Source organism: Pseudomonas kitaguniensis (assembly GCF_049199985.1).
Taxonomy (GTDB): Bacteria; Pseudomonadota; Gammaproteobacteria; order Pseudomonadales; family Pseudomonadaceae; genus Aquipseudomonas; species Aquipseudomonas kitaguniensis.
Map to the genome: position 1 here is coordinate 96,814 of NZ_JBLZPT010000011.1, position 18,219 is coordinate 115,032.

Consider the following 18,219-nt stretch of genomic DNA (forward strand, 5'->3'; position numbering starts at 1 on the left):
CACGCCTCCTTTAGCCTGCACGGAAGATCAGGTAATCCTCCCAGTCGTCTTCGGGCACGCTGCCTTCGGCGAGCATGCGGCCAGACTGGGAAATGCGTTCCTGGTGCACCGCATCGCGGTCGCCGCACACCAGGTGATGCCACAGCGGCAGGTCTTTGCGCTCGCTGACCAGGCGATAGCCGCAGGTTGGCGGCAACCATTTGAACTGGTCAGCCTGGCCCGGCGTGAGCTGGATGCAGTCGGGCACCGAGGCGCGGCGGTTGGGGTAGTCGGTGCACTGGCAGGTTTTCAGGTCGAGCAGTTTGCAGGCGATACGCGTGTAATAGACGCTGTTGTCGTCCTCATCCTCAAGCTTTTGCAGGCAGCACAGGCCACAGCCGTCACACAACGACTCCCATTCCTCCTGGTCGAGGTGTTCAAGGGTTTTGCGTATCCAGAAAGGTTCGACTTTGGCGGCCATGGCTCTGCATCAGTATCGGTAGGTGAAAAGGCCGCCAGTCTAGTGCCCAAGGCCGTTGCGGCCAAGCGCTTACGAGTGGCTGCGTTACACCACTTGTCAGTCTGGCGGGGGCGCAGTAGTTTTGAGCGCCCCATTGTCGATCAGGAAAAGCCCATGACACGCGTTGCCGATTACCCGATCCACCCGCAGTTCACCGAGCGCTGGTCGCCCCGCGCCTTCAGCGGCGAGAGCATCGCGCAGGACACCCTGCTGAGCTTCTTCGAAGCTGCACGCTGGGCACCTTCGGCCTACAATTCGCAGCCTTGGCGGTTTCTCTACGCGCGCCGCGACACGCCGGATTGGGAGCGTTTTTTGGGCCTGCTGAATGAATTCAATCGGGGGTGGGCGCAGCACGCGTCGGCGCTGGTGATTATCGCGTCGAAAACCGACTTCATTGCCCCCGGCGCCACGGAAGAAACCCCGGCTCTGTGGCACACCTTCGACACTGGCTCGGCCTGGGGCCACCTGGCGCTGCAAGCCAGCCTCAGCGGCTGGCACACCCACGGCATGGCCGGGTTCGATCAGGAGCTGACCCGCAAAGAACTGAAGATCCCGGATGGGTATGCGCTGCACGCGGCCGTGGCCGTGGGCAAGCTGGGCGACAAATCGACCTTGCCTGAATACCTGCAAGGCCGTGAAGCGCCAAGCCCGCGCAAGCCGTTGAGCGAGCTGGTGTGCGAAGGTGACTTCAGCCTTTAACGCCGCTGCAACCCTGCCGTTGAAAAACGGCAGGGTGCACCCTCAACGTTAGGCGGCGATCAGTTCATTGAAGGTTTTGCGCAGTTCGGCCTTTTTCCGGTTATACGTGTCCATTATCTCCGACACCATGAACTCAGCAGGCAGGCCATCCATATCGACGGGGTAAATTTTATTGTCCTTCCTGGAATACATGAAATTGCTCATTTGCGGATCGCCGTGATAAATGTCATTCGCTTCCATGCGCGCCAGCATGTCATCCACTAATGACCGCGCGGAGGGCGGCAAACTGCCCTTTTCAATCTTGCTAAGGTCCACACCGTCGATTCTTCTCATTTTTATGTATTTGCGCCCTTCCTCAACGATGACTTCAGCAACATCCTCCCCGTAGTATTTGTTCATATTGACCACTTCCATAGAGGTGTAGCCTTCGGCGCTGGTTAGCCAGGTCGGTCCCGTGTCTTTGTAAACATTTTGCCCGTCCAGGCTGGCATAAACCGTCCCCTCCCCGCCTCGGCCAATCTCTGGCCCCAAATCGGACTTCACCGACACCGGGCTACCGCCACGCGCCCCCAGCCGCCGCCACTGGTCACCCTGCACATGCTCGAGCAACAGCGGGGTTTGTCGATTGTTGTGATAAACCCGCGCCTGTACCGTGCCGTCTGCCGTGCGCGTTACCTGACGCACTTCGTAAACGGCGGTTTGGCCGGCACTGTCGGTGTGGCGGATATGCGACAAGTGCCCGTCAGCGGCAACATATACACCCTGATGGTTGCGCGTTAGCCCGGTAATTCTGGACGCCGGCACGTTGAGTTGGCCAAACAGGCCGTTGCTCAACTCGCCATCCGGCACTGCCGAGGCGCGGGTAATCTGGCCATTCACCGCGCGGGTTGCAGGCGCGAAATCGTCGAGTGGTCGACCGTAGGGCAGCATTGTTTCGGCATCAAAGGCATACCATTTGCCCTTGTGTAACACGGCGCCGCCTTCAACACTCTCACCCGCGACTTTGAACACGCCCGTGGCCGCTTCTGCATAGTGTTTACTGGCGACCTTCAACAGGGCATAACTGCCGGCCGCGCCCCTGAGCTGATTAAGTTGCCGGCTCACAGCACGACTGCCTTTGACCACCAACCTGCCACCACTTGCGAGCAAATCCCCCGCGCCGCTCAAGGGGTTGAAGGCCTCGACAAGCGTTGCCCCGACAAACCTCGAAACCTTCGCCACCTTGCCCGCCGTCGACACCGCACTGCCCACCAGCTTGCCGGCCTGTGCAGCCTTGCCCGCGCCCAACGTGATCAGGCCAACCGCATCCATCGCCAGGTCGAAGACGCCTTGGCCAATGTTGCCATTACCAAAGTTGACGATGGCCGAGCGCAGCGGAATGAGGTTCAGGAAGAACTCGGAAATCGCCGCGTTACGCGCGCTGTCCTGATCATAAGAGGTGACGCCCCTGGCCTCTTTCAACAGGTCATCATTCTTCAGGTCAAGGGCCTGCACAAACACATCGGCGATAGCGTGACTGCGCGCCGAGCTGAAACTGTCAGGCGCCCCCGCGCCCTCGGGTTGCGCGTGAAACTGCTCGGCGTACTTGGCTTTATCGGGCTCAAACAACTGCGTTTTCGAGAGCACATTAGCCTCGCGCTCATGCATTTTGTTCGCGGTAAAAGGCTCAGTGCGGCGGCGTATCAGAAAGTTTTGTTTGTGCACCGTACCGCGGCGCGTGTCGATCCGGTAAAGATCCACTTGGCCGTCACTCCCGGTGGCTTTCACCTCCAACGTGTGCCCCCTGGCGTAAAGCGCTGGCGGGGTAAATAAATCACCGGCGATTTTGTATTGGTCGGTACGGAAGAATTCCAGCTTGGCGCTTTCGAGGCGCTTGCGATCTGCCAGCGGCAACGTCGAGATCAGATGCCGGACCCTGGCTTGTTGCCCGCCTTCGTGGGCTGTTATGGACGCATCGAACTGCGCCTTGAACGAGGTGGAAACATCCAGTTTGCCCTGGCCGTAAAGGCTGCAAAACCGATTGATGGGCAAGCGTTTGTCATTGCTGATCCAATGATCTTCGCCCCCCAGCTTGCTCCCTTCCATCACGATGTCGAGCATTGAACGCAGGCCGGGGTAGAGACCAGGACGGCCTGCCTTCAACCTGGCCTTCTGGATGTTCCTGACCTTGAAGAGGCTGACGTCCACGCCAGGAAACGCCTCTTGAAGCTGGGCAAGCGCCATCGCTTCTCGACTGGGAATGGGCGTTTGCAGCAAGGTGCTGGTGGTTTTCAACACGCCCAACTGGTCGTTATACGCGGCCCTCACGCGCTCCATCTCAATCGTCGACGGTGCCTGTTCAGCGGTGCCGAGAAGACCGTTGGCGACGCCCCAATTTATCAGTGCCTGCAGGTCGATATGCTGGCTGACGGCGGCGTCGGTATCGAGCTGCTCGGCGGCCAGCAAGACTTCTGCATAGCGCATGCCGAGCGTGCGGCCCGGGGTTTGCGCTTCGAGCCTGCCCACCGACATCGCCAAGTGTGCCCAGAGCACGCTGGCGCAGGTCACGCCCGCCGGAATATCCCTGATCAGGAACTCCGGCGCCGTTTTGGCCAGCAGCAATGAAGCGGCCAGGTCGGCGGTTTGCGCGCTGGCGCGACCTTTCTCGACCAAGTGTTTGCCCAACCCTTCAATCACCACCGAAGGCGGTTGCCCCCAGTGCTGACGGCTCGCCAGATCAAACCCGGCAACGCTGTTGCGCGCGGGTGTGGCCAGGGACTCCGGGTCAAGCCCCAGGTGGATCGCCGTCAACACATAAGCGCTGCTGCCGATACCTGAGTCACTGCCGTCCAACCTTGACTGAATGGCTTGCCCCAGCGCCTGGGCTTTGGGTGAGCCGAGCAGTTGTTCCATCGCCAGGACCGGCGCGTTCAGCGCCGTTCCAACCACCGCACTGCCGCTGAGCAAATAACCGAGCGCGCCCTTCGCGCTGTCGGCCAACGGCAAATCCGCCAAGCCGCTGCTGTTGTCGTGCATCAGGGCAATGATGTCGCGCTGGTCTTGCGCCGGCATCGCGACGGGCCACGACAGCGCGCCGCTGAGGTTGCCCAGTGGATGGGCCTGTGCCTGCCTGCCAATAACGTTTTGCTGCTGCACCAGCGCTTCGAGGGTTTTCGGCACTTCCAGGCCGCAACTGAGCAGGTAGGCCTCAAGGCTGACCAGGCGGTTGGCAGGCAGAGCTTCGGGTGCCGGATAGATCGAGTTTTCACACACGTACATCGTTGTGTTTTTCAGCTGCGCTGCCAGCGCGGTTTCCATCTGCGCCCTGGCCCTGGATAACGGCTGGTTCGCCACGAGCTGCCGGGGCAGGTCTTGAATGATGTGGCGCAGTTTATCCGCCAGGGTTCGCCGATTGCAGTGGGCTGCCAGCGTTGCGTCCAACAGCGCGGGTGGCGTCGGCGTTGGGTTAGTGTGCGCGGGCACACGCGTTGCGGGCGGTTCGCCCGTGGGTACGCTGGATGAGTTTGAATGCGCGAAGTGGGGCGTATAAACCCCAGGCGAAGTGAGCGTGGTCATGGTGATACCTGTCCTTAGTCAAGAGCAAACTTTCAAAACGCGCAACCCTGCGCCTTTTGCGATCACTGGGTGGGGGCACCCGCGAAAGAGGTTCCATCTTGACTGTCAGGTTTTATGTACATGACCCAATGTTAAGCAATGCGCCCGATTGCCGGGCGCTGCCTTCAATAACCGCGTTCGAAGCTGACTTCGCCGCGCAACGCTTGCCTGGCCTGATGCGCCCGCAGGTTTTCGACAAACAACGCGACCATCAACGCTGGCGATGTCGGCGCCGAGCTGTGCCCGGTCAGCAACAAGCCCCAGGCAGTCCAGAACGGGTGGCGTTGCGGCAGCGGTTCCTGGCGGCACACGTCGATGACCGCGCCGGCCAGGTGCCCTTCTTTCAACGCCTCGACCAAGTCGGCATCGACCACCGCCACGCCGCGCCCGACGTTGATAAACAACCCGGTCGGCTTGAATTGCTTGAACAGCGCCGCGTCGTACAGGTCATGCGTGCTCGGCGTGCTCGGCAGCAGGTTGATCACGTAGTCGACCTCACCCACCAACCGGCCCAATTGGTCGAGCCCGGCGACTTCGATAAACGGCGCCTGCTCGCGTGGGGAACTGGCGATACCATACAGCTTGACGCCAAACGGCAACAGAAAATCGGCAACGCTCTGGCCAATATCACCGGTGCCGACGATCAGCGCCTTGCGCCCCGCCAGGCTTTGGCCCAGCCGGTTGTCCCATTTGCGCTCGACCTGGCTGACCAGCCGCGCGAGTACTTCGCGCTCGTGGCCCAACATATACGTGAGCACAAACTCGGCCATGACCTGGCCAAAAATGCCGACCGCGCGGGTCAGTTGATAATCGCGTGGCAAGCCCTCGGCCAGCAACGGCGTGATGCCCGCCCACGTCGATTGCAGCCATTGCGGCGTATGGCCTTGGCGCAGCAACGTGGCGAGCAAATCCGGTTGGCCGAGCCAGACAGGGCAATCGGCGGCCAGGCGCGACAGTTCGGCCGAGTCGCCGCTGGTCAACACTTCAACGTCCGGCGCCGCTTCGCTCAGCAATTGGGCGTAAAGCGGGTGATCCTGTTCAGCAATCAGAACACGCATGGTTCAAACCTTTCAAAAACAGTGCAGACGGCCGCCCGCATCCATGCGGCCACCGCCAACTAATACGAGTACAGGGAAGCATGTGCCCTGAACAGGGCACTGACCGATCACATCGGGTCGTTGCGGCGCAGCAGCTCTTCGGGCAAGTGTTCGATGTACTCGTCCTCGGCCGGTGGCATTTGCAGGTGGTAGCCCTGCTTGTCGAGGTTTTCCAGGACTACCGTGATGTCCTCACGCGACAGCTTGCGCTCCGGCGTCAGCACCATTTCAAAGGCCAGATGAGCCTTGCCGAACGCGATCATCAGGGGTTCCGGCACACGCTCCAGCGCATCGCTTTTGAGCACGTAGAGGTACATCCCGTCTTTTTTCAAGCTGCGATAGATCGAGCAAATTCGTTTCAAGGCTGTTCTCCGGCAGTCGCCAGGCTGTCGAGCAGCGCCTGGCCCATCAACTCGCGGCGCCAGCCACGCAGCGAGTCAGGCAATTTATATGGCCCGTCGGGGTAGCCACTTTTGACCAGCGCCTCAAGGGTTTTTTTGCGCAGCATCAGTTCCGGCGCCATCTCCAGGCGCTCAGCTTCGGCCTGGCCCAAGGCGCGCAGTTGCTTGATCAGCGTGGCGGCATCCACCGGCAGCGGTTCAGCAACGGCGGGTGGCCATTGGTCCATCGGCACGCTGCCGGCACGTTTGATCAGGTCCAGCAGAAACTGGCCATCCTGACGCACGGTGCGCGGGTGCATGTCTTCGATTTTGCCCAGCGCGGCAAGGTTATCCGGCTGGGATTTGGCCAGGGGCCACAACGAGTGTTCACGCACGATGCGGTTGCGCGGCAGGTCACGGGCGCGGGCTTGCTGCTCGCGCCAGGCGCACAGTTCGCGCAGCACGGCGAGTTGCGCACGCGAGAGTTTCCACGCCAGCTTGGCCTCGCGGTACACCTCGTACGGGTCGACTTCGCGGCGCAAGTTGGCCACCAACTCGGCACCGTCTTCCAGCACCCAGTTGTATTTGTCGTCGGACAACTGCGGGCGCAGCCGGATATACACTTCGGCCAGGTGCACCGCGTCTTCGGCGGCGTAGCTCACCTGCGTCTCGGACAACGGCCGCTGCAGCCAGTCGGAGCGCGTTTCACCCTTGGGCAACTCGATGTCGAGCACCGCTTGCACCAGGCGCGAGTAGCCCATGGAGAAACCGAGGTTCAGGTAAGCCGCCGCCAATTGAGTGTCGAACAACGGCACCGGCAAGCTGCCGGTCAGGCGCAGCAACACTTCGAGGTCTTCGCTGCAGGCGTGCACCACTTTAATAACGCCGGGGTTTTCCAGCAAAGCGGCCAGCGGTTGCCAGTTGTCGATGGTCAGGGGGTCGATCAGGTAAGCGCGTACGCCATCACCAATCTGGATCAGCCCGGCAATGGGGTAAAAAGTGTCGACCCGCATGAATTCGGTGTCGAGGGCGACGAATGGCAACTGCTGCCATTCGGCGCAATGCTGGCCGAGGCTATCGTTGTCGCAGATCCAGTGAATATCGATGGCCACACGGCTCTCCCTTGAAGAATGGCGCGCAGTATATATCGTGAAAGCGCTTAGCGAGCATCCGCAGTGCACACGCCATCATGAAAACTCCGACAGGAGCTGAAGAATAGTCGGACAGACGGGAGTTAGCCTCTCTTACGTAGAACGTAAACGCGCCAACGTTTTGAGCCCGGCAGGAACTCCTGGTGATTCAGCACCTTGAAGCCGGCCTGACGGAACTCATCCTCTACCGACGCCTGCGAGCTGACGGACACAATCACCGTGTCCCGGCTGACCCGATGGAATTCGCGCAGCAGCGCCAAACGCGCGTCGCTGCCGGGTACATGGCGAAACAACTCCAGGCAGAAAATGCAGTCCACCGCATTCGCCGACAAGCCGATGGAAAACGCTGAGCCCTGGAACGTTTTGACACGCTTGAGCAGCGCCGCCGGGTGATGACTGCACGCGTGGTCGAGCATGTGCTGGGAGTTGTCTGAAGCCAAAATCACCCGATTGATGTGTTCGGCCAGCACCGGCCAGAAGCGGCCGGCGCCACAGGCCAGGTCAAGAATCAGCCCGGGTTCGCCGGCCACTTTCAACGCCTGGCGCACCAACCGCTCATCGCGCCACACCGCCAGGCGCTTGCGCAGCGCAGGCGGGCGCGTGTCGCCGCAGACCCTGGCATGCTCGCGGTCGCAGTGTTCGGCGAATTCAATCTCGATAGAGGAAGGAGGTTGTGGCGACATCACGGGCTCATGTGGGTGGAACGGTAGTAAATGACCTTGATTCGTAGCTTAACCATTGCAACGTGAAAAAAAGGTCGAAGCCCTACCGTGGTAAACCCGGCCACGCCCCTTGCTACCTGCGCGCGCAGCTGGAAATAATGACGCCCCCGATCATGCCCCCAAGGACTCGCTTGCATGAAAGCTGCCCTAGCCCTGTGTTTATTGGCGAGCCTGGCGACTAACGCCCTGGCCGACACCGCCCCCTCGCGCCTCGATGAAGTGCTGCAACGCGGCACGCTGAACGTCTGCACCACCGGCGACTACACGCCCTACTCCGCCCTGCGCGCAGACGGCACGTACGAAGGTATCGACATCGCCATGGCCGAATCACTGGCCAAAAGCCTCAACGCCAGCATCCACTGGGTGCCGACCACCTGGAAAAGCCTGATGCCGGACTTTCTGGCGCAGCGCTGCGACATCGCCGTGGGCGGTATTTCGGTGTCACTGGAGCGCCAGAAAAAGGCCTTCTTCAGCCAGACGCTCGGCGTCGACGGCAAGATCCCGCTGGTGCGATGCGCCGAGGTACAACGCTACCAGAGCGTCGAACAGATCAACCAGCCGCAGGTGCGTGTGATCGAGCCGGCGGGCGGCACCAACGAGGCCTTTGCCCGCGCCCATTTGGCCAACGCGCAAATCCGCCTGCACGACAACGTGACTATTTTTGACGAGTTGCTCGCGGGCAAGGCCGACGTGATGATCACCGACGCCAGTGAGGCGCGCTTCCAGCAAAAGCGCAAGCCGGGGCTGTGTGCGGTCAACCCTGAGCGGCAGATGCAGTACGGCGAAAAAGCTTACTTGCTGCCCCGCGATGATGTGGCCTGGAAGAGCTACGTCGACCAGTGGTTGCACCTGAGCGTGGCCAATGGCGTTTATGCCGGCATTCTCGATCAATGGCTGGCGGCGCCCTGAGTCACGCCGGTCTACGCTGTTGTCACACCTATAATAATGAGGGATGAGCAATGAAAGGACTGTTCCGACTCACCTGGCTGCTGCTGTTGTGTTTCAGCCAGGTGCACGCCGACACGGCAGAAGATACCGACGCCCACGCCGCCAAGGCATTGCTGGCAAAGGCCCTGGCGTATTACCAGAGCAATGGCGACAAGGCGTTTGCCGCGTTCAGCCGCCAGGGCGAGTTTATTGACCAGGACCGTTATGTGTTTGTGGTCGATACCCAAGGCGTGTTGCTGGCGAGTGGCGGGCCATCCTCTGCATTGATCGGCCGCGATGTGTCTGAAGTGCTGGGGCCGGATTTGCGTCAATCATTCAAGGACGCGCTGGCAGTGCCCGAAGGTCAGGGTGTGCAACAAGCCGACTACCGCTGGCAGAACTGGAATGACGGCAAGGTTGAGCACAAGCATGTGTTTTATCAGCGCGTCGGCGCACGGATTCTGGCGGTGGGGTATTACTTGCCTCGCGCTACGCCGGAGCAGGCACGGGCGTTGCGCGACAAAGCGGTGAAGGCGCTGGCCAAGGATGAAGCGGGCACGCTGAAGGCGATCAATTCGTTGCAAGGCGGGTTTCTGCAGGATGACTTGTATGTGTTTGTGGTGGACCTGAGTACAGGCCGCTATGTAGCGCATGGGACGAATGCGCGCTTGGTGAATACGGATTTCGCCAAGGTCAATGACCCGGACGGCAGGCCGGTGGGGGAGCCGATTTTGAAGCTGATGGCTGAGCAGGGTCAGGGGGAATACAAATACCGCTGGAAAAACCCGGTGACTGACCGGGTCGAGAACAAGCACGCTTATTTGCGCAAGGCGGGGCATTTGATGGTGGCTGTGGGGTATTACAGCCCTTGAGCTTAAAAGCGCTTTTGTGGGAGCGGGCTTGCTCGCGATTGCGGTGTGTCAGTTGAAACATATTTATCTGATATACCGTAATCGCGAGCAAGCCCGCTCCCACTGTTGACCGAGTTGAGCCGTAAGCGGCCGTTACGCAAATAACGAAATTACCGAGCCTTATCGCCGCGCCCGCGCAAAACCCGGTCAGGCATCGCAACAGCGGCCGCCAGCCCCAACAGCGAGACCGCCGCACTGACCATCAACAAATGCCGAAACGTCAGCGCCAGTTCCCCACGCAACGCATCCTGCGCCGGGCCGGGCGCGGCGTTGAGGCCGTCGAGCAATACGTTGCCGGAACTGCCCTCGCCGCCCAGCGCGCCACTCGCCAAATGCGCAACACTCGAATCCTGCAACAATGCCAGCAACAGCGCCGACATACAGGCCACACCCACCGCCCCACCCAGGGAGCGGAACAGGTTGGTGGTGCTTGTGGCCACGCCAATATCGCGCTGCTCCACCGAATTTTGGGTGCCCACCAGCGACGTCGGGAACTGCATGCCCGCCGCAATCCCGCACAGCAGCATAAACACCGCGGTCAGCCAAACATCCTGAGGCGCGCTGAACGCCATGCCCAAAATCGCCAACGGGCTCAGCAATGCGCCGGCCAGAATCATCGGTTTATAACGCCCCGTCACCGACGTCAGGCGCCCGGCCGTGTAGGCGCCCACCGGCAAACCAAACGCCAGCGGCAGCAGATGCAAGGCCGCGCTGTCGGCCCCCGAGCCGGTCACCGTCTGATACCGCAGCGGCATCAACACCGTCAGGGAAATCGCCTGAAAGCTGGTAAAGAAAATCGTGCACCAACACAACACCGCGCTGCGGTTGGCGAATAAATGCATGGGCAACAAAGGCTCCGGCGCGCGGCGTTCGTGCCACACAAACACACTGAGCGCGAGCAACGCGCAGCCCAACAGCCCCAGCACTTGCGGGTCACGCCAACTATGGCCCTGGCCGATTTCAGTGATGCCCAGCAGCAAGGCCGTAAGACCGATGATCATCAGCAAGGTGCCGAGGTAGTCGATAATCGGCTTGCGTTGCGGCACCGGCAGCCCCACCAGGGTGCGGTGGGCCACATACCAGGCGCCGGCGCCCAGCGGCAGGTTGATCAAAAACACCCAGCGCCACGACAGGTACTCGGTCATGTAGCCGCCCAACACCGGCCCGGCCACGCTGGCCACCGCGTACATGCTGCTGAAGTAGCCTTGATAACGCCCACGTTCGCGCGGCGGGATGATGTCGCCGATAATCGCCTGGCTGACCGAGATCATGCCGCCAGCGCCGATGCCCTGAAGCACCCGCGCCAGCACCAGTTGTTCCATGCTTTGCGCCATGCCGCAAAACAGCGACGCCAGCGTGAACAGGCCCATGCCGATCAGCATCATCGGCCGCCGCCCGTACAGATCACCGAGCTTGCCGTAGATCGGCACCGCCACGGTCATTGCCACCATGTAGCCGGCGATCACCCAGGCCAGCAGGTTAACGTCATGGAACTGCGCGGAGATGGCCGGCATCGACACGGCAACAATGGTTTGGTCCAAGGCCCCGAGGAAGATCGCCAGCATCAAGGCGGCAAGCACACTGCGTATGGCGGGAACCGGTGGTGCGGGTTGATTCAGGTTAGTCACGGCAGACCCTTCGAGCAAAACCCGCAGGTAAAGAAGGGCCCTGCGGGAATGCTCAACATACTACTCGATAGCAGCCTATTCGATAGCTTCGTAAGGAAGTCCGACGTAATTTTCAGCGATGGTTTTTCGACCGGCCTCTGAGTGGATGAAATACGCCAGTTCGCTGTCGGCGATGCGCTGGCTGAAGCCATCCGCCTCGGGAAACTGATGCAGCATCGAGGTCATCCACCACGAGAACCGCTCGGCCTTCCACACCCGTCGCAGGCAGATCGCCGAATACGTCTGCAGCAAGTCCACGCGACCTTCGCGATACACCTTGAGCAAAATCCGAAACAGCGTGCTCACGTCACTGGCCGCCAGGTTCAAGCCCTTGGCCCCCGTGGGCGGGACGATGTGCGCGGCGTCCCCGAGCAGGAACAGGCGCCCGTACTGCATCGGCTCCACGACGAAGCTGCGCAGCGGCGCGATGCTTTTTTCGATGGAAGGGCCGGTGACCAGTTGCTCGGCCAAAGAACTGGGCAAGCGGTTTTTTAGTTCATCCCAGAAGCGCTGGTCCGACCATTCATCAACGCGTTCCTCAGCCGGCACTTGCAAGTAATACCGGCTACGGGTCGGCGAACGCATGCTGCACAGCGCAAAGCCGCGCGGGTGCTTGGCGTACACCAACTCGGCATGCACCGGCGGGGTGTCGGCGAGAATGCCCAGCCAGCCGAACGGGTAGGCCCGCTCAAACACCTGCAGCGCCTGCGCCGGGATCGACTGGCGCGCCACGCCATGGAAGCCATCGCAACCGGCGATGTAGTCGCACTCCAGGCGAAACGCCTCGCCCTGATGCTCGAAGGTCAGCCACGGTCGATCACTTTTGAGGTCATGCGGCTGCACGTTGTGCGCTTCGTACAGGGTGATCGCGCCAGCGGCTGCGCGCGCGGCCATCAGGTCGTGGGTAACTTCGGTCTGGCCGTAGATCATCACCGACTGGCCGCCGGTCAGGGCGTTGAGGTCGATATGCGTGAGCTGGCCATCCAGCGCCAATTCGAACCCGTCGTGCACCAAGCCTTCAGCGTCCATGCGCTGGCTCACGCCCGCCTCGCGCAGCAAGTCAACCATGCCTTGCTCCAGCACGCCGGCACGGATGCGGCCCTGCACATACTCGGCGTTCTGGCGCTCCAGGATCAGGGTTTGGATACCGGCGTTATGCAGCAGTTGGCCGAGCAACAGTCCAGAGGGACCGGCGCCAATAATGGCGACTTGAGTGGTCAGGGTTTTCATTATTTTTGTGGCCCGCATGCTTCACCCGAACGGATCAGGTGAAAGAGTTGTCATTGGTGTTGTTGCTGACATTTTTCACTTGAGTTGACGCCACAGGAAGGTGAAAACTGAGACAAAGCCTGCGCTTTTTGCCAATCGGGGCGATTACCGCACCACTATCCTGAGCATCGGATTGAAACCATGACCAAAACTGCCAGTACCGCGATTCCGGTCTTCAAGCTTTACGGTGAAAGCCAGCAATGGCCGACCCCGGATTTGTTGCACTGTGAAACTATTTCGCGGCGCAGTCGGGAATACCAGTGGGAAATCCAACCCCACCGGCACGCGGATCTGTGCCAGTTGTTGTACGTGCATAAAGGTCAGGCGCAATTGCAAATCGAGGGCCAGCGCACCACGCTCAGTGAAGCCACGTTGCAGGTGCTGCCGCCGCTGTGTGTGCACGGGTTTCGTTTTTCGGAGGATGTGCAGGGCTACATCGTGACGCTGGCGGCGCCGCTGGTCAGCCATTTACAGAAACAACTGGGCGCCACAGTGGACGGCTTGCAAGCCCTCGGCAGCTACCCGGCGGGCAAGGACAGCGACTACCTGAACGCGCAGTTCGCGCGCTTGCAGGACGAATACGCGAATGAGCAACCGGCGCGCGACATGATGCTGCACGCGCTGGTCAGCGTGCTGCTGGTGTGGATCAGCCGCCAGGCCATCCAGCGCCGCCACCCGCGAGCGCCGCGTGGCCGCGAATACTTTCGACGTTTCACCCAACTGGTCGAACAGCATTACCGCGAACACCCGAAGATTGAGGATTTGGCCCACAAGCTGGGCATCTCGGTCTCACACCTGAATGGCACATGCCGGGAATTGGGCGGGCAGCCAGCGTTGCAGATCATGCACGACCGCCAGCTACTGGAAGCCAAGCGCCTGCTGACCTACACCAGCATGACCATCAATGAGATGTCGGAGGTGTTGGGGTTTTCCGACCCGACCAACTTCTCGCGGCTGTTCCGCCGACGGGTCGGGTTTTCGCCCAAGGCGTTTCGCGAGCAGTTGAAGGCTGAACAGGTTACCTGAGCGCGCTGAAACTGCCGGTGTGCGGAACGCATAGGTCGTGATGGCAACTGATCGCGAAGCTCGGCTGCATGCGCGTTTGTTCAACGCGCAAGGCGGCGAAGCCGTACAGCGCGGTGGTCAGGGCAGACAGGATAAAAATCATCACGTACTTTCTGGTTTTTAGGGTCATGGCACAGACCTCTGAACGGATCTACGGGGTGCTGCTTTAAGCATAGGTCAGTCAGGGCGAGTTGCCATTATTGGGCGCCATTCAAACTGTTTATGTCGGCTCAGAGACCAACATCCCAAGCGGGCTCTTCCGGGAACCACAGCACCAGAAAATCCAGCAAGCTGCGCAGCGCCGCAGGCATGTGTTTGCGTGAGGCATACACCGCGTAGATGCTCATCTGCCGAGGTTCGGCCTCGGGCAACAGGCGCACCAGCTCGCCAGCCCGAATGCAGTCACCGGCCTGGTAACTCGGCAGCATCGCCACGCCCGCCCCCGCCAGCGTCACACGCAACAAGGTGCTGGCCTCGTTGCAGGTGATATTGCCGCTGATGGGCACCGAGACGTGCTCGCCGCGCTCTTCGAAATGCCACAGGTGTTTACCGAAATAGCTATGGGTCAGGCAGTTGTGCCGAGCCAGGTCTTCGACTTTTTGCGGGGCCGGATGCGCCAGCAAATACGCAGGCGTTGCACACACCACCGAACGGCACACGGTCAGGCGCCGGGCGATAAGGTTGGGGTCCAGGTCATTACTGGTGCGGATGGCCAGGTCAATGCGTTCGTCCACCAGGTTCACCGTGCGGTCGAGCATCTGCAAGTCGACCGTGACCAACGGGTAGCGCTTGACGTACTCGGCGATGGCCGCCGCCAGTTGCGCCTGACCGAACGAGGTGCTGACACTTAGCCGCAACAGGCCACGGGGCGCGTCATCGGGTGCGCTGACGGCGGCTTGCAGGTCGCCGCAGAGTTCCAGCAACTGGCGGCAGCGCGGCAAGGTTTCACCACCGGCGGCGGTCAGGCTGAGCTTGCGCGTGGTGCGGTGCAGCAGGCGCGCGCCGACCCAGTCTTCCAGCTCGGCGAGGTAACGCGAGACCACCGGCCGGGACAGGTCGAGATGGTCGGCAGCGGCCGATTGGCTGCCCAAATCGACCACGCTCACAAACACCCGCATTGCTTGAAGACGATCCATGATTTGCACGCTTTTAGAAACAAACTATATGCGAGCATCGCATTTTTTGTTGTGTTTGGTGCAACTAAGCTCTGTGCATCCCTTAGCGATTGCTGGAGCTGCCCCCAATGTTACGCATGTTAACCACCTTCAAGCGCCTGACCCTGGCGACCGCCGCGCTGGCCTTCGCCGCCCACGCGTCGGCAGCAGCCCTTACGCTCGACGTGTACAACCCAGGCGCTGAAGCCATCTTCCCGGTCAGTTCGGTACTGGTGAGCGGCGCCAAAGACGCGATTCTGGTGGACGCGCAATTCGGCAAAAGCCAGGCCGAGCAACTGGTGCAAAAAATCCGCGCCAGCGGCAAACACCTGACCACCATCTACATCAGCCACGGCGACCCGGACTACTACTTCGGCCTCGACACCCTGACCACCGCCTTCCCCGACGCCAAGGTGCTGGCGCCGCAGCCGGTGGTCGACCATATCAAGGCCACGGTCGCCGGCAAGCTGGCATTCTGGGGCCCGAAAATGGGCGCCGACAAACCGGCCAAAACCATCGTGCCGCAAGTGCTTGAAGGCCACAGCCTGATGCTCGAAGGCCAGCCATTGGACGTGATCGGCCTGGACGGCGCGCAGCCGGATCGCAGCTTTGTGTGGATCCCCTCGATCAAGGCAGTAGTGGGTGGCGTAGTGGTCGCCGAAAACATCCACGTGTGGATGGCCGACACGCAGAGCGCGCAGTCCCACAAAGACTGGTTGGCGACACTGCAACGCATCGAACAACTGAAACCGCTCACGGTGATTCCGGGCCATTACCTGGGCAGCCCGTCGCTGAAATCGGTGGCCTTTACCGCCGACTACATCAAAGCCTTTGACCTCGAAACCGCCAAAGCCAAAGACTCCGCCGACTTGATCGCGGCCATGAAAAAACGCTACCCGAACCTCGCCGACGAAAGCTCGCTGGAACTCAGCGCCAAAGTCGCCAAGGGCGAAATGAAGTGGTAAACGGTTTTTAAACCCTGACTGACTGGAGAACTGCATGAGCAAGATCGCAATCATTGGTGCTACTGGCCGTGCCGGTAGCCAACTGCTGGAAGAAGCGCTGCGCCGTGGGCATACCGTTACGGCCATAGCGCGTAATACCGACACGCTGACTGCGCGCCCAGGCGTGACCGTCAAGCAAGTCGACGCCTTGAATGCCGAGGCGTTGCAACAGGCCGTCAGCGGCAGCGATGTGGTGATCAGTGCGGCGCACTTCGCCACGCTGCCGGCCAGTGCCGTGATCGGCCCGGTGACCAAAGCCGGTGTGAAACGCCTGCTGGTGGTGGGCGGTGCGGGTTCTTTGCTGTTGCCGGATGGCAGCCGCGTCATCGACAGCCCTGGCTTCCCTGCCGAATACAAAGCTGAAGCCAGCGCCGGGGCTGAATTCCTCGACGCGCTGCGTCAGGAACAGCACCTGGAGTGGACGTTTTTGTCGCCGTCGGCGGAGTTTGTAGAGACCGAGCGCACCGGCAAATTCCGTGTCGGCCAGGATGAGCTGCTGGTGAGCGCTGAAGGCCGAAGCTGGATCAGTTTCGCCGACTACGCCATTGCGTTGATTGATGAAGTGGAAACACCAAAGCACTCGCGCCAGCGCTTTACCGTGGGTTACTGAGCCACAGCGCATTGAGCGGGCTGATGCTGTGAGTTAGCCCGCTCACTGTGCACACCCATTCACTGCAAAAACCTGCCGTCTGCAATTTTTAGATAGCGCCTGCGACTTTCTCGTTTGCCCCTCTTCCCCATGCGTGGCCTGATCCGCCCTTGTCTATTCAAGGCCTGCCCATGGAAACCGTTCACGCAAAACCCAACAACAGCGTTTGGCTGATGCTCAGCATTGTAATGGTCGCCCTTAACCTGCGCCCATCAATGGCCGCCATCGGGCCTTTGTTGTCATCGATTCGTGGCGAGGTGCCGCTGAGCTTCAGCGGCGCGGCGTTGCTGACCATGCTGCCGGTAATGGCCATGGGCTTGGCGATGTTTTTCGGCATGGGCCTGGCCAAGCGTTTTGGCGAGCACCGCAGCACAGTGCTGTCGTTGCTGGTGATTGGACTGGCCACCCTGTCACGGCTGTTTGTGGATTCGGCCTCGGCGCTGATCGCCAGCGCCATTGCGGCCGGTGTCGGTATTGCGCTGATCCAGGCCTTGATGCCGGCGCTGATCAAGACACACTTTCGCAACAACGTTTCGCTGTTCATGGGCGTTTACGTCACCGCCATCATGGGTGGTGCAGCGCTGGCGGCTGCGTTCGCACCTTTTGTGCAAATACACACCGGCAGTTGGCGCATCGGCCTGGCAATCTGGGCGGCACTCGCGTTGCTGGCACTGCTGTTCTGGTCGGCACAGCGTTCGGCAATGCCTGCATTACCGCAAACCGATTGCGGCCCGCAAGAAGCGTTTTTCGGGAATCGCCGGGCATGGTTGCTGGCGATCTTTTTCGGCCTCGGTACGGCGTCCTACACCTGCGTGCTCGCGTGGCTGGCGCCGTACTACGTAGAGCTGGGCTGGAGCGAGCAGAACGCCGGTTTGCTGTTGGGTTTCTTGACCGCGATGGAGGTGGTGTCCGGGCTGGTGACGCCGGCTATCGCCAACCGCCGCCAGGATAAACGCGGCGTGGTTGCCGTGCTGCTGGTTCTGATCATCCTCGGCTTTTGCGGGCTGATTTTAAGCCCGCAACACATGAGCCTGCTGTGGCCGTGCCTGCTCGGCTTGGGTATTGGCGGTTTGTTCCCGATGAGCCTGATTCTGTCCCTCGATCACTTGAACAACCCGCGCCGCGCCGGTGGCTTGACCGCGTTTGTGCAAGGCATTGGTTACCTGATTGCTGGCCTGTCGCCACTTATTGCCGGGATGATCCGCGACCAATTGGGCAGCTTCGAATGGGCCTGGTGGTCGCTGACGGCGGTAATCGCGGTGATGCTGGTGATCGTCACGCGGTTTAACCCAAAGCATTACGCGCAACATATCCGCTGACGTCGTGTTGCCAACATAATTTGTCCCACGCCAAACATAGAAATCCCCTACAGCGCTTTCTATTGGCACGACCGTTCCGTTAAGCTTTTGCCCTTGTCGCGCGCTGCCTCAG

The 18,219-nt window shown here is 60.8% G+C and carries 17 protein-coding genes; 7 read left to right on the top strand and 10 right to left on the bottom strand.

What is annotated here, in order from left to right:
• Positions 1-10: 10 nt before the first annotated feature.
• Positions 11-460, bottom strand: coding sequence for a YcgN family cysteine cluster protein (locus ACOZK9_RS15500; RefSeq protein WP_058411064.1), 450 nt, complete (start codon positions 458-460; stop codon positions 11-13).
• A 153-nt stretch (positions 461-613) separates the two neighbouring features.
• On the opposite strand from ACOZK9_RS15500, the gene ACOZK9_RS15505 reads away from it, so the two are divergent.
• On the top strand, positions 614-1,198 hold the full coding sequence (locus ACOZK9_RS15505) for a nitroreductase family protein (RefSeq protein ID WP_058411065.1): 585 nt from the start codon (positions 614-616) through the stop codon (positions 1,196-1,198).
• A 48-nt stretch (positions 1,199-1,246) separates the two neighbouring features.
• Here the strand turns inward: ACOZK9_RS15505 and ACOZK9_RS15510 are convergent, their stop codons facing one another.
• The 5 genes from ACOZK9_RS15510 to ACOZK9_RS15530 all read right to left on the bottom strand — a co-directional run bounded on the left by ACOZK9_RS15510 (position 1,247) and on the right by ACOZK9_RS15530 (position 8,103).
• The gene (locus tag ACOZK9_RS15510; protein ID WP_421556156.1) at positions 1,247-4,753 is read right to left on the bottom strand and encodes an OspG family effector kinase; all 3,507 of its coding nucleotides are present in this window, start codon (positions 4,751-4,753) and stop codon (positions 1,247-1,249) included.
• 164 nt (positions 4,754-4,917) lie between these two features.
• On the bottom strand, positions 4,918-5,850 hold the full coding sequence (locus ACOZK9_RS15515; protein ID WP_058411067.1) for a D-2-hydroxyacid dehydrogenase: 933 nt from the start codon (positions 5,848-5,850) through the stop codon (positions 4,918-4,920).
• 107 nt (positions 5,851-5,957) lie between these two features.
• Entirely contained in the window at positions 5,958-6,251 is a 294-nt protein-coding gene (locus tag ACOZK9_RS15520; protein WP_058411068.1) for a YcgL domain-containing protein, read from the bottom strand.
• Positions 6,248-7,381, bottom strand: a complete 1,134-nt coding sequence (rnd, locus tag ACOZK9_RS15525; RefSeq protein WP_058411069.1) for a ribonuclease D — start codon at positions 7,379-7,381, stop codon at positions 6,248-6,250. The genes ACOZK9_RS15520 and rnd overlap by 4 nt, the downstream gene beginning before the upstream one ends.
• Positions 7,382-7,503: 122 nt before the next feature.
• Complete coding sequence (locus ACOZK9_RS15530) at positions 7,504-8,103, bottom strand: class I SAM-dependent methyltransferase (protein WP_122249425.1); 600 nt, start codon at positions 8,101-8,103, stop codon at positions 7,504-7,506.
• Positions 8,104-8,277: 174 nt separating this feature from the next.
• Between ACOZK9_RS15530 and ACOZK9_RS15535 the strand changes: the two genes are divergently transcribed.
• Positions 8,278-9,051 carry a transporter substrate-binding domain-containing protein gene (locus ACOZK9_RS15535; RefSeq protein WP_058411071.1) on the top strand — a complete coding sequence of 258 codons (774 nt, stop codon included), beginning with the start codon at positions 8,278-8,280 and terminating at the stop codon, positions 9,049-9,051.
• A gap of 50 nt (positions 9,052-9,101) precedes the next feature.
• Positions 9,102-9,941 carry a cache domain-containing protein gene (locus tag ACOZK9_RS15540; protein ID WP_058411072.1) on the top strand — a complete coding sequence of 280 codons (840 nt, stop codon included), beginning with the start codon at positions 9,102-9,104 and terminating at the stop codon, positions 9,939-9,941.
• Positions 9,942-10,090: 149 nt separating this feature from the next.
• On the opposite strand, the gene ACOZK9_RS15545 is transcribed toward ACOZK9_RS15540, so the two are convergent.
• Both ACOZK9_RS15545 and pobA read right to left on the bottom strand, forming a co-directional pair.
• Positions 10,091-11,608 (bottom strand): DHA2 family efflux MFS transporter permease subunit, encoded by a 1,518-nt coding sequence (locus tag ACOZK9_RS15545; RefSeq protein ID WP_172979703.1) that lies wholly within the window; start codon positions 11,606-11,608, stop codon positions 10,091-10,093.
• Positions 11,609-11,683: 75 nt separating this feature from the next.
• Positions 11,684-12,877, bottom strand: a complete 1,194-nt coding sequence (pobA, locus tag ACOZK9_RS15550; RefSeq protein ID WP_152749280.1) for a 4-hydroxybenzoate 3-monooxygenase — start codon at positions 12,875-12,877, stop codon at positions 11,684-11,686.
• A 180-nt stretch (positions 12,878-13,057) separates the two neighbouring features.
• Between pobA and ACOZK9_RS15555 the strand changes: the two genes are divergently transcribed.
• Positions 13,058-13,942 carry a helix-turn-helix domain-containing protein gene (locus ACOZK9_RS15555; protein ID WP_122249428.1) on the top strand — a complete coding sequence of 295 codons (885 nt, stop codon included), beginning with the start codon at positions 13,058-13,060 and terminating at the stop codon, positions 13,940-13,942.
• Here ACOZK9_RS15555 and ACOZK9_RS15560 read toward each other — a convergent pair.
• Complete coding sequence (locus ACOZK9_RS15560; RefSeq protein ID WP_162839863.1) at positions 13,935-14,111, bottom strand: hypothetical protein; 177 nt, start codon at positions 14,109-14,111, stop codon at positions 13,935-13,937. The two genes, ACOZK9_RS15555 and ACOZK9_RS15560, sit on opposite strands and share 8 nt — an antisense overlap.
• Positions 14,112-14,211: 100 nt before the next feature.
• Complete coding sequence (locus ACOZK9_RS15565; RefSeq protein ID WP_421556157.1) at positions 14,212-15,117, bottom strand: LysR family transcriptional regulator; 906 nt, start codon at positions 15,115-15,117, stop codon at positions 14,212-14,214.
• A 116-nt stretch (positions 15,118-15,233) separates the two neighbouring features.
• Between ACOZK9_RS15565 and ACOZK9_RS15570 the strand changes: the two genes are divergently transcribed.
• From ACOZK9_RS15570 to ACOZK9_RS15580, 3 genes are all read left to right on the top strand, one after another.
• Complete coding sequence (locus tag ACOZK9_RS15570) at positions 15,234-16,100, top strand: MBL fold metallo-hydrolase (protein WP_152749283.1); 867 nt, start codon at positions 15,234-15,236, stop codon at positions 16,098-16,100.
• 34 nt (positions 16,101-16,134) lie between these two features.
• A complete protein-coding gene (locus tag ACOZK9_RS15575; protein ID WP_152749281.1) occupies positions 16,135-16,749 on the top strand; it encodes an NAD(P)-dependent oxidoreductase in 615 nt (204 codons plus the stop codon).
• A gap of 170 nt (positions 16,750-16,919) precedes the next feature.
• On the top strand, positions 16,920-18,107 hold the full coding sequence (locus ACOZK9_RS15580; RefSeq protein ID WP_152749282.1) for a cyanate transporter: 1,188 nt from the start codon (positions 16,920-16,922) through the stop codon (positions 18,105-18,107).
• The last annotated feature ends 112 nt before the right edge of the window (positions 18,108-18,219 follow it).

What these genes read in the sequence shown, in the direction of transcription:
- ACOZK9_RS15500 (WP_058411064.1), bottom strand. Translation starts at nt 460, where the DNA reads ATGGCCGCCAAAGTCGAACCTTTCTGGATACGCAAAACCCTTGAACAC.
- ACOZK9_RS15505 (WP_058411065.1), top strand. Translation starts at nt 614, where the DNA reads ATGACACGCGTTGCCGATTACCCGATCCACCCGCAGTTCACCGAGCGC.
- ACOZK9_RS15510 (WP_421556156.1), bottom strand. Translation starts at nt 4,753, where the DNA reads ATGACCACGCTCACTTCGCCTGGGGTTTATACGCCCCACTTCGCGCAT.
- ACOZK9_RS15515 (WP_058411067.1), bottom strand. Translation starts at nt 5,850, where the DNA reads ATGCGTGTTCTGATTGCTGAACAGGATCACCCGCTTTACGCCCAATTG.
- ACOZK9_RS15530 (WP_122249425.1), bottom strand. Translation starts at nt 8,103, where the DNA reads ATGTCGCCACAACCTCCTTCCTCTATCGAGATTGAATTCGCCGAACAC.
- ACOZK9_RS15535 (WP_058411071.1), top strand. Translation starts at nt 8,278, where the DNA reads ATGAAAGCTGCCCTAGCCCTGTGTTTATTGGCGAGCCTGGCGACTAAC.
- ACOZK9_RS15540 (WP_058411072.1), top strand. Translation starts at nt 9,102, where the DNA reads ATGAAAGGACTGTTCCGACTCACCTGGCTGCTGCTGTTGTGTTTCAGC.
- pobA (WP_152749280.1), bottom strand. Translation starts at nt 12,877, where the DNA reads ATGAAAACCCTGACCACTCAAGTCGCCATTATTGGCGCCGGTCCCTCT.
- ACOZK9_RS15555 (WP_122249428.1), top strand. Translation starts at nt 13,058, where the DNA reads ATGACCAAAACTGCCAGTACCGCGATTCCGGTCTTCAAGCTTTACGGT.
- ACOZK9_RS15560 (WP_162839863.1), bottom strand. Translation starts at nt 14,111, where the DNA reads ATGACCCTAAAAACCAGAAAGTACGTGATGATTTTTATCCTGTCTGCC.
- ACOZK9_RS15565 (WP_421556157.1), bottom strand. Translation starts at nt 15,117, where the DNA reads ATGGATCGTCTTCAAGCAATGCGGGTGTTTGTGAGCGTGGTCGATTTG.
- ACOZK9_RS15570 (WP_152749283.1), top strand. Translation starts at nt 15,234, where the DNA reads ATGTTAACCACCTTCAAGCGCCTGACCCTGGCGACCGCCGCGCTGGCC.
- ACOZK9_RS15575 (WP_152749281.1), top strand. Translation starts at nt 16,135, where the DNA reads ATGAGCAAGATCGCAATCATTGGTGCTACTGGCCGTGCCGGTAGCCAA.
- ACOZK9_RS15580 (WP_152749282.1), top strand. Translation starts at nt 16,920, where the DNA reads ATGGAAACCGTTCACGCAAAACCCAACAACAGCGTTTGGCTGATGCTC.